This is a genomic window from Neorhizobium sp. CSC1952 (assembly GCF_030378245.1).
Lineage (GTDB): Bacteria > Pseudomonadota > Alphaproteobacteria > Rhizobiales > Rhizobiaceae > Neorhizobium > Neorhizobium oryzae_A.
In genome coordinates, this window is sequence record NZ_CP128416.1 from 436850 (window position 1) to 455625 (window position 18776).

The 18776-nt window shown below is 65.6% G+C and carries 14 protein-coding genes; all 14 read right to left on the reverse strand.

Annotation, left to right across the window (positions count from 1 at the left end):
* Positions 1-144: 144 nt before the first annotated feature.
* The gene (locus QTA58_RS02260; protein WP_289671554.1) at positions 145-3096 is read right to left on the reverse strand and encodes a bifunctional [glutamine synthetase] adenylyltransferase/[glutamine synthetase]-adenylyl-L-tyrosine phosphorylase; all 2952 of its coding nucleotides are present in this window, start codon (positions 3094-3096) and stop codon (positions 145-147) included.
* A 33-nt stretch (positions 3097-3129) separates the two neighbouring features.
* Positions 3130-4539 carry a HAMP domain-containing sensor histidine kinase gene (locus QTA58_RS02265; RefSeq protein ID WP_143531676.1) on the reverse strand — a complete coding sequence of 470 codons (1410 nt, stop codon included), beginning with the start codon at positions 4537-4539 and terminating at the stop codon, positions 3130-3132.
* 10 nt (positions 4540-4549) lie between these two features.
* Positions 4550-5302, reverse strand: a complete 753-nt coding sequence (locus QTA58_RS02270; RefSeq protein ID WP_289673340.1) for a response regulator transcription factor — start codon at positions 5300-5302, stop codon at positions 4550-4552.
* Between the two features lie 81 nt (positions 5303-5383).
* A complete protein-coding gene (locus QTA58_RS02275; protein ID WP_085422780.1) occupies positions 5384-6952 on the reverse strand; it encodes a Do family serine endopeptidase in 1569 nt (522 codons plus the stop codon).
* A gap of 152 nt (positions 6953-7104) precedes the next feature.
* Positions 7105-7539, reverse strand: coding sequence for a cytochrome c-type biogenesis protein (locus QTA58_RS02280; RefSeq protein WP_289671555.1), 435 nt, complete (start codon positions 7537-7539; stop codon positions 7105-7107).
* 200 nt (positions 7540-7739) lie between these two features.
* A complete protein-coding gene (locus QTA58_RS02285; protein WP_289671556.1) occupies positions 7740-9728 on the reverse strand; it encodes a heme lyase CcmF/NrfE family subunit in 1989 nt (662 codons plus the stop codon).
* The gene (ccmE, locus tag QTA58_RS02290) at positions 9725-10213 is read right to left on the reverse strand and encodes a cytochrome c maturation protein CcmE (protein WP_289671557.1); all 489 of its coding nucleotides are present in this window, start codon (positions 10211-10213) and stop codon (positions 9725-9727) included. Before ccmE ends, QTA58_RS02285 begins: the two co-directional genes overlap by 4 nt.
* Positions 10210-11358 carry a c-type cytochrome biogenesis protein CcmI gene (ccmI, locus tag QTA58_RS02295; RefSeq protein WP_289671558.1) on the reverse strand — a complete coding sequence of 383 codons (1149 nt, stop codon included), beginning with the start codon at positions 11356-11358 and terminating at the stop codon, positions 10210-10212. The genes ccmE and ccmI overlap by 4 nt, the downstream gene beginning before the upstream one ends.
* 142 nt (positions 11359-11500) lie before the next feature.
* Complete coding sequence (locus QTA58_RS02300; protein WP_085422776.1) at positions 11501-11932, reverse strand: hypothetical protein; 432 nt, start codon at positions 11930-11932, stop codon at positions 11501-11503.
* 281 nt (positions 11933-12213) lie between these two features.
* Entirely contained in the window at positions 12214-13617 is a 1404-nt protein-coding gene (locus QTA58_RS02305) for a HAMP domain-containing sensor histidine kinase (RefSeq protein WP_289673342.1), read from the reverse strand.
* Positions 13618-13627: 10 nt separating this feature from the next.
* Positions 13628-14299 (reverse strand): response regulator transcription factor, encoded by a 672-nt coding sequence (locus QTA58_RS02310; RefSeq protein ID WP_085422774.1) that lies wholly within the window; start codon positions 14297-14299, stop codon positions 13628-13630.
* 49 nt (positions 14300-14348) lie between these two features.
* Complete coding sequence (locus tag QTA58_RS02315) at positions 14349-14615, reverse strand: hypothetical protein (RefSeq protein ID WP_085422773.1); 267 nt, start codon at positions 14613-14615, stop codon at positions 14349-14351.
* A gap of 116 nt (positions 14616-14731) precedes the next feature.
* Positions 14732-14944: a hypothetical protein gene (locus QTA58_RS02320; protein ID WP_289671559.1), complete on the reverse strand. Its 213-nt coding sequence runs from the start codon at positions 14942-14944 to the stop codon at positions 14732-14734.
* A gap of 18 nt (positions 14945-14962) precedes the next feature.
* Entirely contained in the window at positions 14963-18763 is a 3801-nt protein-coding gene (locus tag QTA58_RS02325) for a glycoside hydrolase/phage tail family protein (protein WP_289671560.1), read from the reverse strand.
* Positions 18764-18776 lie beyond the last annotated feature (13 nt).

Sequence of the window (18776 nt, forward strand, 5' to 3'; positions counted from 1 at the left end):
CTCACCCTCTCCCCGTTCTGACGGAAAGAGGGAACGTGCCATGCACGATGCCGGAGACGCGGAAACGGTGCGGCATATATCCTTCTCCCCGCCTGCGGGGAGAAGGTGCCGGCAGGCGGATGAGGGGCAAATCCCATGCCTCGATCAAGCCCCCACCGTCCTCCGGAAAACCTCCCGCACAGTTTTCGACAACCGCTTCACCTCCCCCTCCAGCGTCCGGATGTCCGGGCAGTCACCGGCCCGGCAGACGCGTTCCAGCAGGCCGGCCGGGGCGTCCTTCGGGTCGAACGGACCGTCGACGCAAAGCCTTATGATCTGGGAGAGTTCGGTGAAGAGGCGTAGTGCCTCAAGGCAGATGTCGAGATCGCCGGGCTTCGTCAGCTTTTCCCCGAGCGCCTTCAGAGCTTCGGCCGTCGAGAAGCCATAAGTATCGGCCGTTACTCCCTTGGCGGGCGCGATGAGGCGCAGATATTGCGCAATGAATTCGATGTCGATCAGCCCGCCGGGAATGAGCTTGAAGTCCCAGATGTCGCGCGGCGGCTTTTCCGTCTCGATGAGTTCGCGCATCTCGGCAACGTCCCGGGCGATCTTGCCGACATCCCGCTCGGCTGAGAGCACCTCGCCGATCACGTCTCTCGCCTCGCGCACAAGGCTCTCGTCGCCGCAGACCAGACGGGCGCGGGTCAGCGCCATATGCTCCCAGGTCCAGGCTTCCGTGCGCTGGTATTTGCCGAAGGCGTTGATGCGGGTCGCGACCGGGCCCTTGTTGCCGGACGGCCTGAGGCGAAGGTCGACCTCGAAGATCACTCCCTCGGCCATGGGCGCAGACAGCGCCGCCATCAGCCGCTGCGTGATGCGGGTGAAATAACGGGTGGAATCGATCGGCTTCGGCCCTTCGCTCTCCATCGCATCGCTATCGTAATCGTAGAGGAGGATGAGATCGACGTCGGAACCGGCGGTCAGCTCGAAACTGCCGAGCTTGCCCATGCCCATCACCGCGACGCGGCCGCCGGGATAGATACCGTGGGCGGTCCGGATCTCCTCCACCACGGCCTTCAGCGCCGCCTCGATCAGGAGGTCGGCGAGATGGGTGAAGGCGCGCGCCGCCTCCGCCCCGGAGATCGCGCCGGTCAACAGGCGGATGCCGATCAGGAAACGCTGCTCGGCCGCGAAGATGCGCAGGCGGTCGAGCAGTTCCTCGTAAGCCCTTGCGCCGCCGATGAACGTGGAGAGACGATGGGAGAGATAGTCGCGGGTCGGCAGCTCGGCCATCAGGCCGGGATCCAGCATGCCGTCGAAGACATGCGGCTTGGAGGCGATGATATCGGCAAGCCGCGGCGCGGACGACATGATCGTCACGATCAGCGCCAGCAGCGCCGGGTTGTTGCCGATCAGCGAGAAGAGCTGGATGCCCGCCGGCAGACCTTTCAAAAAATGGTCGAAACGCAGCAGCGCGTCGTCGGCGCGCTTGCTTTCGCCGAAGGCCCGGAGCAGCGCCGGCATGAGTTCGGTCAGCCGCTCGCGCGCCTCGACCGATTGCGTCGCGCGATAGCGGCCGTAATGCCAGGTGCGGATGACGCGGGAAATATCCGCCGGCCGCTCGAAACCGAGCGCTGCGAGCGTCTTCAGCGTGCCCGGATCGTCCTGCTGGCCGGTAAAGACGAGGTTGCCGTCGCCGCCGGAAAGCTTCACCTCCTGCTCGAAGAGCCGCGCATAGCGCCTCTCGACCGTCCGCAGCACCTCTTCCAGCCTGGCTGAGAAACCCGCCACATCGGCAAAGCCCAGCATGAAGGCGATGCGCTTCAGCTCGGCGTCGGTATCCGGCAGGTTATGGCTCTGCTCGTCGCGCACCATCTGGATGCGATGCTCGACGTCGCGCAGGAACCAGTAGCATTCGGTGAGTTCGGCGGCGATCTCCGGCGTGATCCATTTCGCCTCGGCAAGCGCCTTCAGGGCGGTCTCCGTCTCGCGGGCGCGCAACGGCGGCATCCGCCCGCCGGCGATCAGCTGCTGCGTCTGGGCGAAGAACTCGATCTCGCGGATGCCGCCGCGGCCGAGCTTCACGTCATGGCCCTTCACCGCGATCGCGCCATGGCCCTTGTGCACATGGATCTGCCGCTTGATCGAGTGGATGTCGGCGATCGCCGCGTAATCGAGATATTTGCGGAAGACGAAAGGGGTCAGCAGCCGTACGAAATCGTCGCCGGCCGCGATGTCGCCGGCGACCGGCCGCGCCTTGATGAAGGCGGCGCGCTCCCAGTTCTGCCCCCTGCCCTCGTAATAGATCAGCGCCGCATCGAGCGAGACGGCAAGCGGCGTCGAGCCGGGATCGGGACGCAGCCTGAGGTCGGTGCGGAAGACGTAACCGTCGGCCGTACGCTCCTGCAGGATACGGATGAGGCGCCGCATCATCCGGCCGTAGGTTTCCGAAGTGTCCAGCGGATCGGTCAGGATGCCCGCTTCCGCGTCGAAGAAGACGACGATATCGATGTCGGAGGAATAGTTGAGCTCGCGGCCGCCGAGCTTGCCCATGCCGAGCACGATCAGACCCGAACCCTTGCTGGGCTCGGCTGCGTCCAGAAGCTTCAGCTTGCCGCTCTCATGCGCCGCGAGCAGCAGGTGGTCGACCGTGGCCGCCACGGAAGCCTCGGCGATCGCGCTCAGCCAGCGCGTCGTGTCTTTGGCGGTAAAGATGCGGGCGAGGTCGGCCAGCGCGACGAGAAAGCTCAAGCCTCTTTTGGCGGCCCGAAGCGCCGTCATCACCTCGTTTTCGGAGGGCGTCCTGCCATCCTTCGGCCGCCAGGCGTTGCGCGCCGTCCCGATCAGCCGCTCCAATGCCGGTTCCAGCGGCTCGCCGATCGCCATTGCCAGGAGCGACGGCGAAACGGCTGCCGTGTCCCTTAGATAAGGCGAGAGGGTGAAGGCAGCGACGACGAAATCCTTGAGCGGGCTTTCGCCGGCGAGCAGCCTGGCGACCGCCGGCTCGGCCTTGCCGATATCCTTCAGGGCGGCCATCGCCGCCTTCGCTTCCGTCTGGTTCAGCGGACGGATCACCTCCGCCTTCACCGCATCGAGCCGGCTCAGTCTTTCCGACACCACGTCCTCCTCGAATCGTCCTCCATTTCCCACTTAGGGCTTCGGCGCCGGAAAGACCATGGTGACCGTCAGGCCGGGCGCCTCCTTGTTGTCCCGATGGGTGGCGGAAAGCTCGAGCGAACCGCCATGCAGTTCCATCACCGCCTCGACCAACGACAAGCCGAGACCCGTACCCGGCTTGGAGCGGCTTTCGTCCAGCCGCACGAAGCGCTTGACGACCTCGCCGCGCTTGTCGGCCGGAATTCCGGGACCGTTGTCGCAAACCGACAGCCGGATGGCGCCGTCGGTCTTGGCAAGCTTTACGCCGATCTTCGGCTCGCCCCTGCCTTCCCCGGCATATTTGATCGCATTGTCGAGCAGATTGAAGATCGCCTGGCCGATGAGTTCCCGGTTGCCGTGCACCACCAGCCCCGGCTCCAGATCGGTCGCAAGGGAAAGCCCCGCCTCTTCGGCCACCGGCTCGTAGAGTTCGGCGCTGTCGGCCGAGATCGCCGAAAGATCGACATCGGACATTTCCGCCGCGATCGACCCCGCCTCGACGCGGGAGATCATCAGCAGCGCATTGAAGGTGCGGATGAGCTGGTCGGATTCGCCGATAATGCCTTCAAGAGCTGCGCGCCGCACGTCCTCGCGGTTTTCGGCGAGCGCATCGGCCGCCTTGTTGCGCAGCCGCGTCAATGGCGTCTTCAGGTCATGGGCGATGTTGTCGGAGACCTGCCTCAGGCCCTCGTTCAGCTTCTCGATGCGCCCCAGCATGGCGTTCAGCGAATCCGAAAGCCGGTCGAACTCGTCGCCGGATTTTCCGATCGGCAGTCGCTGGGAAAGGTCGCCGGCCATGATCTTCTGGCTCGCCGCGGACATCCGGTCGATGCGCTTCAGGGCGTTGCGCCCGATGCCGAACCAGATGACCAGGGCCCCGACGCCCATGATGGTCAGCGCGACCATGAGAGCCCGCCGCACAAGCCCGCGGAACCGTCCCGGATCGCCGAGATCGCGTCCCACCATGACCCGCAAGCCGTTGTCGAGAAGCACGACGTTGGCGAGCGCCAGATGCCGGCGCGGGCCGTCCACTTCCGAATAGGGCTCGTAGGTGAAGGGAACCGCGGTCCAGCCCTGCTCGTCGAGCACGCCCGGCTGCACGGAAGCGACGTTGCCGGCCAGCATCTCGCCGTTCGGTCCGGCGATCACATAGAGATTTGCGCCCGGCTGGCGGGCGCGCCGCTCCATCATCCTGAGCAGGAGATTGACGCCGCCCCTCTCGTAGGCCCGCTGGATGTCGAGCACTTCCTCCTGCAGCGTCTGGCGCGTCTGCTGGGCGAGCAGCCGTTCGGACATCGCCGTCACGTAGAAGACGAGGAAAGCGGCGCAAAGCGCGAAAAGCAGGATATAAAGCGCCGACAGCCGCACGGCCGTCGAACGGAACATCAGGCGGGCGCGTGCCAGCAATCCAGGGTCACCCCTCGTCCTTGATCATGTAGCCGGCGCCGCGGATGGTCTTGAGCAGCGGCTTGTCGAAATCCTTCTCGATCTTCGAACGCAGCCGCGAGACATGCACGTCGATGACGTTGGTCTGGGGGTCGAAATGATAGTCCCAGACGTTTTCGAGCAGCATGGTGCGGGTCACCACCTGGCCGGCATTCTTCATCAGATATTCGAGCAGGCGGAATTCGCGCGGCTGCAGGAGCACTTCCTTGCCGGCGCGCTTCACTTCGTGGGAAAGCCGGTCGAGCTCCAGGTCGCCGACCCGGTAGACCATGTCCTGCTCCGGCGCGCCCTTGCGGCGGCCGAGCACCTCGACGCGGGCGAGCAGTTCGGAAAAGGCATAGGGCTTCGGCAGATAGTCGTCGCCGCCGGCTCTCAGGCCCGTCACGCGGTCGTCCACCTGGCCGAGCGCCGAGAGGATGAGGACCGGCGTGTTGACGCCGCGCTTCCTGAGTTCGCTGATGACGGATAGGCCGTCGCGGCGCGGCAGCATGCGGTCGATGACCATCACGTCGTAGGAATTCTCCGTTCCCATGAAGAGGCCGCTTTCGCCGTCGCTTGCATGGTCGACCACGATCCCGGCCTCGCGAAAGGCCTTGGTCATGTAGGCTGCGGCTTCGAGATCGTCTTCGATCACCAGAATCTTCATGTGCGGAACAATAGCGTCACCGCCCGTTTTTGCATCATGGGATTCGTCGGTTTCGGCAGAATAACGGATATCCATCACCATTTCTCACTCTCCCCTCGTGAAAAGGGCGCCGGCCGTTGCCGGCGGCGCCCTCGACCACTTGGCAGTCCGAGGCTATCAGCCTTCGTCGATCGGCAGGGCCACGAAGCGGCTGTTGCCGCCGGATTCGACCTGGAACAGCGCGCGGGTGCGGCCATCCTTGCGGGCCTGGTCGATCACGCTGCCGACATCGGCGGCGCTCGCGACCTTGCGGTTGTTGACCGAGACGATCTTTTCGCCGCTCTTCAGGCCGCGGGCCGCAGCCTCGCTATCGGGATCGACATCCGTGACGGAAAGACCGGAGCCGTCCTCGGCCGGAGCGACCGTGATGCCGAGGCTGGCGAGCGCCTTCTCGCTGGACGGGGCCGGCGCATCGGGCTGCTGCGGTTCTGCCGCGGCCGCCTCGTCGCTGGCAAGATTGCCGAGCGTGACCGGGATCGTCTCAGCCTTGCCGTCGCGCCACAGATCGACATCGACCTTGGTGTTCGGGCCGAAGGCGGCGACGCGCTTGGCGAGGTCGCGGGCATCCTTGATCGGCTGACCGTTGACGGCAGTGATCACGTCGCCTTCCCGGATGCCGGCCTTCTGGCCTGGCGAACCTTCCTGGGGAGCGACGACGAGGGCGCCGGCGGCTTCCTTCAGGCCGAGCGAGTCGGCGATGTCCTGGTTGACCGGCTGGATCTGCACGCCGAGCCAGCCGCGTTCGACCTTGCCGTCCTTCATGAGGTCGGCGACGACATCCCGCGCCGTGGAGGCGGGGATCGCGAAGGCGATGCCGACGTTACCGCCGGACGGCGAGAAGATCGCGGTGTTGATGCCGACGACTTCGCCCGAAAGGTTGAAGGTCGGGCCACCCGAGTTGCCGCGGTTCACGGCCGCGTCGACCTGGATATAGTCGTCATAGGGGCCGGAGCCGATGTCGCGGCCGCGGGCCGAAACGATGCCGGCCGTTACCGTACCGCCGAGGCCGAACGGGTTGCCGACCGCGACGACCCAGTCGCCGACGCGAACCTTGCTGTCGTCCGCGAAATTGACATAGGTGAACTTGCGGCTGGTGGCGTCGACCTTCAGCACCGCGAGGTCGGTGCGGCTGTCCCTGCCGACCAGCTTGGCTTCGAGCTCGGTGCCGTCGTTCATCACGACCGTATAGGCCGAGCCGTCCGACACGACGTGATTGTTGGTGACGAGATAGCCGTCTTCGGAAATGAAGAAGCCGGAACCTTGCGCGGTCGGGCGCAGGCGGTGCGGGCGGTTGCCGTTGTCGCGGTCACGCGGGCCGTTGCGGTCGGCGCGGTCCTGATTGCGGTCGCCCGGCATCTGGCCGCCGAATTCGCGGAAGAAACGCTTCAGCGGATGGTCATCGGGAAGCTGGTCGAAGCCGCGGCCACCGAAATTGAAGGAGAAATTGCCGCTGTCGTCGGACGCGGCCTGGGCGTCCGACTGGACGCGGACGGAAACGACGGCGGGGGAAACGGCGGAGACGACGTCGGCAAAGCTCGGAGCCTGCGGCGCGGTGACGCTGACCGGGGCAGCGAAGGACTGCATGACCTGAGCCGGGATGCCGCTCGACAGCATGACCGCCGCAAGACCAGCAACCGTGGTGGTCTGCAAGACGGTCTTCAGGGAGGGACGTCCAATATTGCGCATCTTTTAAGCTACCTTCTTCTCTTCAGTCACTTGTTGGCCGGAGGTCCGGCGGGCGGTGGATGACAAGAGATATAGGCGGCAACACGTTAACTGCACGTGGCGGGCGAATGAAATCTTCGTAATGTTCGGCTGACGCGCAAGAAATCCGGCCGCTACTTCTTCAGAAGCTCGTCGATGCGGGCCTGTTCCTCGGCCGACAGCACCGCAACCGCCCGCGAACTCGGCCGGGTGCGGACGAAGACGAAAATCGCAATGGCGCCAATGAGAAGCAGCAGGATCGGCGTCGCCCAGAGGATCGCCGTCTTGACGCTGAAGCGCGGCTTCAGAAGCACGAATTCGCCGTAGCGCGACACCACGTAGTCGATGACCTGCTGGTCCGTATCGCCGTTCGTCAGCCGCTCGCGCACCAGCACGCGGAGATCCCGGGCGAGTTCCGCATTGGAATCGTCGATCGACTGGTTCTGGCAGACCATGCAGCGCAATTGCGCCGAAAGGTTGCGGGCGCGCTGTTCGAGAACCGGGTTGGAGAGCACCTCGTCCGGATTGACGGCAAGCGCCGGGAGGGGGGTGAGAATGGCCAGGATCAATGCCAGCGCGAGTGCTATCAGCCCCCCTCTGGCCTGCCGGCCATCTCCCCCACAAGGGGGGAGATTGGCAAGACGCACCGGTTTCCCCCAATTATAAACCCCTTGAGGGAGCGATAGGCCGCCGCGAGTCGATCTCCCCCCTTGTGGGGGAGATGGCCGGCAGGCCAGAGGGGGGTGTTGCAAGGCGTCCTTCCCCTCCATCACTCCGCCGCCTCCAGCACCGGCTTCACTGCCTTCGCCTTCCGGCTCGGCGCCCCGACCCGCAAACGTCGGTCCGACAGCGAAACGAAGCCGCCCACCATCATGATCAGCGCGCCGCCCCAGATGCAGAGGATGAACGGCTTCCACCAGATGCGCACAACGATGCCGCCGCCTTCCATCGGATCGCCGAGCGACACGTAGAGCTGGCTGAGCCCGAAGGTCAGGATGCCGGCCTCCGTCGTCGGCATGCGCCGCGCCGTATAAAGCCGCTTCGACGACCAGACGTCCGCAACCGCAACCCCGCCGCGGCTCGCGGTGAAATGACCGCGCTCCTCGGTATAGTTCGGGCCGATCGCCTCGCGCATGCCGTCGAAGGTCAGCGAATAGCCGCCCGCGTCCACCGAGGCGCCGGGCTTCATCTCGACCACCGTCTCGGTGCCGAAGGTCGTCGCGGCGAAGATGCCGAGCACCGTCACGCCCAGCCCGAAATGGGCGATCGCCGTGCCGAACACCGAACGCGGCAGGCCGGCGAGCCGCTTCAGGCCTACCGAAAAGCCCACCTTGGCGAAATTCCCGCGATACCAGAGGTCTGCCAGCGCTCCGACCATGCCCCAGAATCCAAGCGTCAGGCCGAAGATCGCCATGACCGGCCCGCCGTTCTGGACGTAGTAGAAGGCGAGCCCCGCAAACAGCGCCAGTCCGGCAAAGACGTAGAGCCGCTGCAGCGCGCCGGGCAGGTCGCCTCGCTTCCAGGCAAGCATCGGTCCGAACGGCACGGCGACCAGAAGCGGCAGCATCAGAAGCCCGAAAGTCATGTTGAAGAACGGCGCGCCGACCGAAATCTTCTCGCCGGTCAGCGTTTCGAGGATCAGCGGATAGAGCGTGCCGGTCAGCACGGTCGCGGTCGCCACCGTCAGGATCAGGTTGTTCAAGACCAGCGCGCCTTCGCGCGAGATCGGCGCGAAAAGCCCGCCCGCCTTCAGCATCGGCGCCCGCCAGGCAAACAGCGTGAAAGCGCCGCCGATGAAGATTGCCAGAATGCAGAGGATGAAGATGCCGCGCGCGGGATCGGTCGCGAAGGAATGGACCGAGGTCAGCACGCCGGAACGGACCAGGAAGGTGCCGAGCAGCGACAGCGAGAAGGTCATGATGGCGAGCAGCACGGTCCAGATCTTCAGCGCCTCGCGCTTTTCCATCACCAGCGCCGAATGCAGCAGCGCCGTGCCGGCGAGCCAGGGCATGAAGGAAGCGTTCTCGACCGGGTCCCAGAACCACCAGCCGCCCCAGCCGAGCTCGTAATAGGCCCAGTAGGACCCCATTGCAATGCCTGCCGTCAGGAAGGTCCAGGCAGCCAGCGTCCAGGGCCGCACCCAGCGCGCCCAGGCGGCATCGATGCGGCCTTCCATCAGCGCCGCGACGGCAAACGAGAAGCAGACGGAAAAGCCGACATAACCGAGATAGAGCAGCGGCGGATGGATGGCCAGCCCGAGATCCTGCAGGATCGGGTTCAGGTCCTGCCCTTCGGCTGGAGCGGGGTCGAGGCGCAGAAAGGGATTGGAGCTCAAGAGGATGAATAGAAGGAAGGCCGTCGAGATCCAGGCCTGCACGGCCAGCACATTGGCCCGCAGCGTGTCGGGCAGGTTCCGGCCGAAGACGGCCACCAGCGCGCTGAAGAGGACGAGGATCAGCAGCCAGAGCAGCATGGAGCCCTCATGATTGCCCCAGACGCCGGAATATTTGTAGATGAGCGGCATCAGCGAATGGGAATTCTCCCAGACATTCGCCACCGAAAAGTCGGAGACCACATAGGCCCAGGTGAGCACGCCGAAGGAAAAGGCGACGAGCGCGAACATGGTCAGCGAACCGGTCGTGCCGAGCGCCATCATCGCCGCGTCTCCGCGCCGCGCGCCGATCACCGGCAGGACCGAAACGATCAAGGCGGTGGCGAGCGCCAGCACGAGCGCGTAGTGGCCGATCTCGACGATCATCGTGTCGCCTCCCTTGCCGGTGTTTTGCCTGCCGCCTGGCCGCCGCCCTTGCCGTCTTCCCAGACGCCCTCGGCCTTCAACCGGTCGGCGACCTCCTTCGGCATGTAGTTCTCGTCATGCTTGGCGAGCACGCTGTCGGCCACGAATTCATGGCTTGCCGCGTCGAAGGCGCCTTCCGTCACCACGCCCTGCCCCTCGCGAAAGAGGTCGGGCAGGATGCCGGTATAGGTGACCGGCACGTTGCCGCTGCCGTCCGTCACGGTGAAGCTCACGGTCGAGCCCTGGCCGCGCTTGACGGAGCCTTCCGCCACCAACCCGCCGAGCCTGATGCGCGTGCCCGGCTTGATGTCGGCCGTGGCGAGATCGGCCGGCATGAAGAAATAGGCGACCGACTGGCTGAAGGCGAACATCACGAGCAGCACCGCGACGATGATGAAGCTCATGCCGCCGGCGATCACCGCAAGCCGTTTCTGTTTTCGCGTCATTGGGCAGTCCCTTCCACGGCGATCCCGATCTCGTTGGCGAGCGCCACCAGCTCGCCCGATGACGGGAACTGTTTCAGGCCGCTTTTCAACGCCTCCTCGGCCTTGGTCTTGTCGCCGAGCACGGAATAGGAGCGCACCAGCCTCAGCCAGCCTTCGAGATTGTTCGGATCCTCCTTCAGCCGCGCCGCGAGGCTGTCGACCATGCCGCGGATCATCGCCCGCCGGTCGTCCTGCGACATGTTCTGTGCCGCGGCGATATCCTGCTGGCTCGGATTGCCCGGCACCTGTGCCGCTTCGCTGCCGGTATCCGGGCCGGGAGCGACCGTGCCGCCGTTCTTGGCGATATGCTGGTTGACGAGCTGCATCCAGGGCGCGTCCGGCGGGGAAACCTTGGCGATCCCTTCGAACACCGTCCGAGCTTCCGCGGCCTTGCCCGCCTGCTCCAGCCCGAGCCCGACATAGAAGCGCGGGCGCGGATTGCCCGGCTCGAGCCTCACCGCCTCCTCGAAGGCGGAGCGCGCATCTTCCGTGACGATGCCGTCGTTCGACGCCACCAGCGTCTCGCCGAGACCGGCCAGCCGCATTGCGTTCGGCCCCAGGAGGCGGATCGCGTTGCGGTAGGCCATCTCGGCATCGCCGAGGCGCATGGAGCGGAAATAGATCGGCGCCAGCAGGTCCCAGCCGGCTCCATCGTTTGGATTTTGAGCCAGATGCCGCTCGGCCTTGGCGACGAGCAGCGCGATGTTGTTGCCGGGATTTTCAAGCCGCGCCTCGAGCGGCTGGTCGGGGATGCCGGGGCTTCCCAGCATCACGTAAAGACAGAGCCCGACGGCGGGCGGAACGAGCGTCACGACGGCGGTCGCAAGCGTATGCTTGCGGGTCTTGAGAGCGGCCTGCTGCCTGCCCCCGTCCGCACCGGCGGCGGCGATCAGCCGGCGGCCGATCTCGGCGCGGGCATATTCGGCCTCCTGCGGCTCGATGAGGCCCTGGTCGCGATCCCGCTCCAGTTCCTTCAGCTGGTCGCGATAGACTTCGACTTCACCGGCGCGATCTGCGGGCGCGGATTTGGCGCTTCGGGCGAAGGGCATGATGAGGACTGCCGCGACGGCCGCCGTCAGAACTGCGAAGACGATCCATAAAACCATAGCGTCCCATTACTGCAACCACCGGCTCTTTCCAACCGCGGAGCCGGTGTTGACGCGAATTTGAGGCGTTTCGCCGCAAGTTCGTCCTGGATATGGATCTCGTGCGTACCTGCGGCCATGGCCCAGGTCAAACCGTCGCAGATCACGTCAACGGCGTCCAGGTTCCGTCGGAATTGCGGCAGGCCGCACCGCGTGCCGTCACTTCCTTGCCGTCCGCCGTCACCGTGTGGCGGTACTGGCGGCAGTTCTGCGTTCCGACCTGGTAAGGCGCGTTGACCACGACCTCGCCGCTTGCGTCACTCCCCTTCCAGGGAATCGTGTGGCCGCTGGCACTCGTCTCCAGGGCCCGGTATTCCGCCTCCAGCGCACGGGAACGGTCGCTCGCCGAGAGCGTGGCGCCGGTGCGGCCGACAATGCCGCCCTGCAGCGCGGAAATATAGGAAGCGGATGCCGAAGGCTTCGGCGAAAGCAGGCCGCGCGGCCCGGTCGCCCGGTTGGAAGAGGTGCCGCAGCCGGCGAGCAGGCCTGCCACGACAAGCGATGAAACGACATTTCGGAAGCTCAAGGATCGCATCGTGTCAGAAACTGGCTCTCGGTCGGTTTTCGTTCGGGAATCCCCGCCGGGACAGTTCCCGTCCCGACATGGCGTCTTTATGGCGTCACTGGGAAACACGCAAATCCATGTGAGCTTCCAGCCTCTGCCGGATCGTCACGCGAATTACATTAGAATTCAATAAAAAGTTTCCTCGCATCAAAGATATAGCAGGCGATTCATTCGTCCATGCCCCTTGGCTGGGATTGGTAGGATGTTGCCCACCGGCCACACTTCGGCGGAGCTCTCCCGAACGCCCCACGTCACGCCGCATCTTTCGTCACTCCCGGCAGAAGCAGCTGCGCCCGCAAACCGCCCCGCGCTCCGCGCGTCAGCTCGACCGTGCCCTGATATTCGCCGGTGATCTCGCGCACGATCGAAAGCCCCAGGCCGGCGCCCGGCTTGCTTTCGTCGAGCCGCGTGCCGCGTTTCATCGCCTCGCGGATCTGATCCGGCTCGAGCCCCGGGCCGTCGTCCTCGACCGCAATTTCCACCCAGTTGCGGCGCGCGTGCTCACCTTCGGCCGTCTGTGGCCCCGCCGTCGGCGTGGCCGTGATCCAGACGCCCGTCTTGCAGAAGCGGGCGGCGTTTTCGAGCAGATTGCCGATCGTCTCTTCGACGTCCTGCTGTTCCATGGCGAGCGCCACGCCGGGTGGGAAGACGGAGAGATGGAACTCCTTTTCCGGGTTGAGCCGGCGCATGACGCGCACCAGCCGTTCCAGCACCGGTTCGATATCCGTCCGGGCGAGCAGGGATTCGCGCTGGGCTGCGATGCGCGCCCGGTTCAGATAGGATTGCACCTGCGCCTGCATGGCTTCCGCCTGCGACCGGACGAGATCGGACTGCACCTTGTCCAGCATGCGCGATTCGTTGAGCAGGACCGCGATCGGCGTCTTCAGCGAATGCGCCAGATTGCCGACCTGCATGCGCGCCCGCTCGACGATGCGGCGGTTGCTTTCGATCAATGCGTTGACGTCGTTGGCGAGCGGCATGATCTCGCGCGGGAATTCGCCCTCCAGCCGCTCCACCTCGCCCCTGCGCACCCTTTCGAGCGCGCGGCGGGCACCGTCGAGCGGCTGCAATCCGTAGAGGATCGCAAGGCCGTTCACCACCAGGCTGCCGAAACCGAAGACGGCAAGCGCGATATAGAGATTGCGGGAAAAGCCGCGGATGTCTTCCTCCACCACCGCGAGATTGCCGGAGACGCGGAAGCGGGCCGCACGGCCCTCGCCGTCGAGCACGACTTCTGTCTCCGCGACGAGAACGTGGTTCCCGAAGGCGTCGTTGGCGGGATAGAAGCGTTCGTAGCGGTTGTTGAAGGGTACTGCGAGGATCGAGGGCACGCTGATGTTCGACGTGCCGAGCGAGGACGACGACAGCGGCCTTGCGGCAAACGTGCCGAGCGGCTCGATGATCCAGTACCAGCCCGTTTCCGGCTGCGAGAAGCGCAGGTCGCCGAGCTGCGGACTGCCGGAGAGCTGGTTGTCGTCGCCGATCGTGATCGAGTTGATGACGTTGTAGAGCTGGGCGCGCAGAAGGTCGGTGAAGGCCCGCTCCGCCGATTGCCGGTAGAGCTGCGAGATGACGATCGAAATCACCACCAGAGCCAGCGCCGACCATGCGGTTGCCAGAAGCAACACCCTGGCCGTCAGCGATCTTGGTCCGATGGTGCGAAATCTAACGCGCATCTGTCGGCGCTTGCATCCTGTAGCCGAGGCCGCGGACAGTTTCGATGAGGTCGACGCCGAGCTTCTTGCGAAGCCGGCCCACGAAAACCTCGATCGTATTGGAATCGCGGTCGAAATCCTGGTCATACATATGCTCCACAAGCTCGGTGCGGGAAACGACCTGGCCCATATGGTGCATCAGGTAGGAGAGCAGACGGAATTCGTGCGAAGTGAGCTTCAGCGTCACGCCGTCGACGCTCGCCTTGGAGGCCTTGGTGTCGAGCCGGACCGGGCCGCAGACGATCTCCGAGGAGGAATGCCCGGCGGCACGGCGGATCAGCGCGCGCACCCGCGCCAGCACTTCCTCCACATGGAAGGGTTTCGCCACGTAATCGTCGGCGCCGGCGTCGATGCCCGCCACCTTGTCGCTCCAGCGGTCTCTGGCGGTCAGCATCAGCACCGGCATGCCCTTGCCCTCGGCGCGCCATTTCTCGACGACGGTAATGCCGTCCATCACCGGCAGGCCGATATCGAGGATCACCGCGTCATAGGGCTCGGTGTCGCCGAGATAATGGCCTTCCTCGCCATCGAAGGCCTGGTCGACCACGTAACCGGCCTCCTTCAGGGCGTCGGAAAGCTGCCGGTTGAGATTGACGTCGTCTTCGACCACCAGAATGCGCATGAACCGTCCCTCGAATGATATGCCGGCAGATGGATACCTGCCTTTCCGCTTACATCGGAACCCTTACGGTTACCTTGCGCGGTCTTTCGCTGCCGCTGCCCTGGACGAGCACCGTCACGACACAGGTCTGGCCATCGGAGGAAGGCTGAGCGGAAAGAAGCTGGCCGCCGGTTTCCCGCACCACGCGAGATGCTGCCGAGCCGCAGTCGCCTGCGACCAGGATGAGATAATCACGCGCGGAGGCCTTTTCCGGCTCAAGACCGGCAAAACCGGCTATGCCGGCGGCCAAAATCGCGATGATCGGCAATCGCGCCATGGTTACACTTTCCACTCACGAGACAACAGGATTCATGTCCAAAGCATGTGATGGATTATGTAGCCAAAGGCGGCTGAATGGCAAATGAATGGTCGGTAACGCTGCCATTCACAAGCCTATTTTCCCCCGATTCCCGACTGGGCCGCGATCCGCCCATAGATTGCAAGAAGCCCGCCCGCAACGCCTGCCAGCGTCACCGCAATATCCGCCAGATCGGCCTGCACATCCTGGCCGAGTTCAATTCCCGCCATCTGCAAAAACGATGCGCCGACCGCGATCAGCGCGCCCCAGACCGTTTTCGACTGGTACCAGGCCTTCATTCCGTCCATGCTCGTCTCCTTTTCAACCTAGAATGTAATGACCGTTTCGGCCGGAATGCCGAGCGGCACCGCACGCCCCATCTGGCGGATGCGCAACGAAAGGCTCGGCTGCGGCGCGCCGAAATCCGCGACCTCGTCTGCCGCCGGATAGAGGAAAGCCGCTTGCGTCACTTCGGCCGTTCGCTTGACTGTCTCTCCATCGAGAAGCTCGACGCGGTAGCGCTCTTCCGGCTCGTCGAGCGGAATGTCCGTGCCGTCCCAGCCGTCCGCCTCCACCCGGCCGCGCCGGACCCAGGTGAGGCGCACGCCGCCTCCCGGCTGCCGTTCGCCGTTGATATGCACCGGCGAAAGCGGCGCCTCTGCGCGCAGTCCGGCTGCGAACCCATGCGGGCCGGAACGTCCGCCGCCCTGCCCCAGGCTTTCCGCCAGCCAGTTCAATGTAAGGCCGCGCTCTTCCGCCGCAAGCCCCAAAGGCACGACCGCTTCGTCGAGCACCACGACCGGAGCCCCGGCGACGGCACCCGCGAGCATCGCATCCTCGGTGCCTGCAAGGGCGCGCAACAGGTTCGCGAGCCGCCAGCGGTTGGGGCCGACCTCCTCTGCATCCGCAAAGCCGATCACCTCCCAAACGCCGTTTTCCGCCATCACGGCGATGCGGTTTTCTCCGTTCAGCACGGCCCGCTCGTCCGCCGACGACAAACCGCCGAAGAAGAGTTCAAGCTCCGCCGTACCGGCCCTGTCGAAACGACCGGTCACACCGGCCGCCAACGAAGCCGCCAGGACGCCGACCCTCGCCGGCCGGTCGAGTGCGGCGCGCGTCCGGTATCCTTCCGTTCCGGACGAAGACGACAGCGCCATGCGCCGCCATGGCCTGCAGAAGCCGGCGACCCTCGCGAAACCTGTGGTCTCGCCCGATGAAAACCGCGGCAGGTCGAGGAAATGCAGGACCGGCGCAAAGGCATCCGAAACCGTGCCGCCGCCCATCCGGCGCCCGGGCTCGCCGGTATGGCTCGCCGGGGCGAGCGGCGCATGCTGGCGTGCCTCGATCCGCTGCACCGCGCCTCCCTCGACCCGATCGATGATGAAGACACCTTCGGGACCCTCCGCATCCGGCAAGGCCAGCCGCACCGTATCGCCCGGCTCCACGGCGACACCCGCAGGCGGCAGCGCGAAGCTGAGCGTTCGCCTCCCGATCCGTTGGCCGCGCAGCAGCGTCTCGACCGCTCCGAGCGCCGTCTCCCCCGGCAGCACTGCCGGCAGGTCGTAGCTGAGTGTCCGCCGGCTCTCCGCCCGTGCCCTCCGTGACCGCACGCTCCCCTGCTCGTAATCGAGGACCGGGTTGTACGACGTCAGCACCGCCTCCGCCGCAAAATCACTGTCGTGACCGCGGCTTTCCGACCAGAACGGCTCGCCGTCCGTATCGGCGACCACAGAGATCTCCCTTGGCGCGAGGCTGGCCTTCAGCCGCGACCGGAAGCGCAATCTTCCGCCATCTTCCGCGACGTCGACCTGAAAAACCTCGAGCAGCGGCTCCAGAAGCGCCCGCGCCGAGGTCACCTCGCCCTGCACGTAACCCGTCAGGTCACCGCTCACCTCCGAGACGTCGAAATCCTCGAACCCATGCTCGATCAGGATCGCCGCGATCGCGTCCGCCAGCGTGGTCGCCCCCAGCCGACCGTTCAGCCAATGGCCGGTGCGCCAGTTGCCGCCGTCGCTCCAGATCGACAGGTCGTCTGGAAAGGCCGGGGTTGGCCGCGCGTCCCAGGTCCAGACGAAGACATGGTCGGGATCGACCATCCCGGAAGACGGACCCTCACCCTGCCACCAGCCGTGATGCGCCTCCAGGAACCGCCGCTGCATGCCGTCCGACCGTCCGCTGCTCGAAAAGTAAGGCGCGGCGCTTTCCGCCGATTTCGGATCGATGAAGACGTTCGGCTGGTTGGCCCCCTTGTCCACTGCCGGGCAGCCGAGCTCGGTGAACCAGATCGGCTTCATGCCGGGCGTCCAGGCCGTCGGCGTCGCCTTCTCCACACCGCCCGTCCGGTCGTAGTGCCGGTTCGACCACCAGCCGGACAGGTCCTTGGTGCGGAACACCCACGGTTTTCCCGCCAGTCCATCGGTGATCGGCGAGCGCACACGGTTCTCCCGGTCCGCCTCGCTCGCGTAATACCAGTCGAAGCCCTCGCCCGAATTTATCTGCGCTGCCATGGCCTCGGCATCGTCCACCGAGCGGAACCCGTCCGGACTGTCCGCCGCAAGATCCTCGTCCCGCCAGTCGGCGAGCGGCATGTAATTGTCGATGCCGACCGCGTCGATATCCGGCGAAGTCCAGAGCAGGTCGAGATGGAAGAAAACCTCGCCCGTACCGTCCTGCGGATGATAGCCGAAATATTCGCTCCAGTCGGCGCCATAGGTCAGCTTCGTCTCCGGCCCGACGACCGCTCGCACGTCCGCCGCCAGCCCGACCAGTTCCTGCACGAAGGGAAATGCACCCGTTTCGTCCCGCAATTGCGTCAGGCCGCGCAGTTCCGAACCGATGATGAACCCATCGACGCCGCCCGCGGCCGCCGCCAAACCCGCATAGTGCAGCACCATCCGGCGATAGCCTTCGGCGCCGTTCGAAAACGCCTCGGCTTGCACCCGCGCCGCCGCCGTCTTGTCCGCCGTTCCCGGCCGTCCCGGCCCCGGAAAGGCGGTGATCCGACCGCGCCACGGAAAGGCCGCCTGCTCCGCCTCGCCGTAGGGATCGGGCAGACCGTTGCCGGGCGGAATGTCCATCATGACGAAAGGATAGAGATAGACTTTGAGCCCACGCGCCTTCAGATCGGCGATCGCTTGGCGGACGCTCGTATCACTCGGCGTGCCGCCGAAGGCCGGCCCGTCCTCCTGGCTCACAAGATGCGCATCCGCACGCGATATACCTGCGACGGACCATTCAATGCTCTCGTCCCGCCGCGCCGCCACTTCCACCCCCGGAACGATCCGGCAGTGTCTCGCGCGCAGGTCGGTCCCGAACCACGACACGACCAGCGCCACCCGTTCGAGGTTCGGGCAGAGCGCCTGCAGCTCGTCGAGCGAGGCCTGCCAGTCCGTTCCTGCCGCCAGTGTATTTCGGTTGAGGATACGTGCGCTTCCCTCGCCCGTCTTCTCGGTCACCGGCACGGTCGCATACCCGTGCTCGGTCGCACCGGGAATGATCGTCACCGCACGGATCTGCCGCTCCAGACCGCCCACCGGCCGCAGCACCTCGAACTGCAGCAGCGGGATGCGGTTGCCGAAGCTGTCGAGCGGCAGCCGTTCGAATACGGCATAGGCCAGGCCGCGATAGGCCGGCGTATTGCCCTCGCCCTGTTTCGCCTCGACCAGCGGATCGGGCAATTGCTCCTCGTCGCCGCGATAGACGCGCATCTCGATCGCCGTCAGGTCGAGCTCTCGCCCGTCCGCCCAGACGCGCCGCACGCCGGCGATCGGTCCCTCGCAGATCCCTACCGCTAGGTTTGCGAAATAATGGAAGGTCTCGACCCGCGGCCCTGTCGCCTTGCCGCCGGAGCGCTCGCGCGTCACCTCCTCCTCGAAGCGCGTCGCCCAGATCAGCGTACCGCCGATCCGCGCGGTGCCATAAACGCGGTTGATCGCGGTTCCCTCGTCGGCACCCGGAATGCGTGCGGTCGCGAGCCTCGCGCCCGATACCGTACCGCCGCCGCCGATCAGCGCCCGATCGATTGCGCTCCCCGCAAGCGCACCTGCGGCCCGGCCAATGATCGCACCCACAGGACCGAACACGCCGCCGAGCGCCGCGCCCGCAGCCTGAAGAAGAAGAGTGGCCATAGATACAACCTCG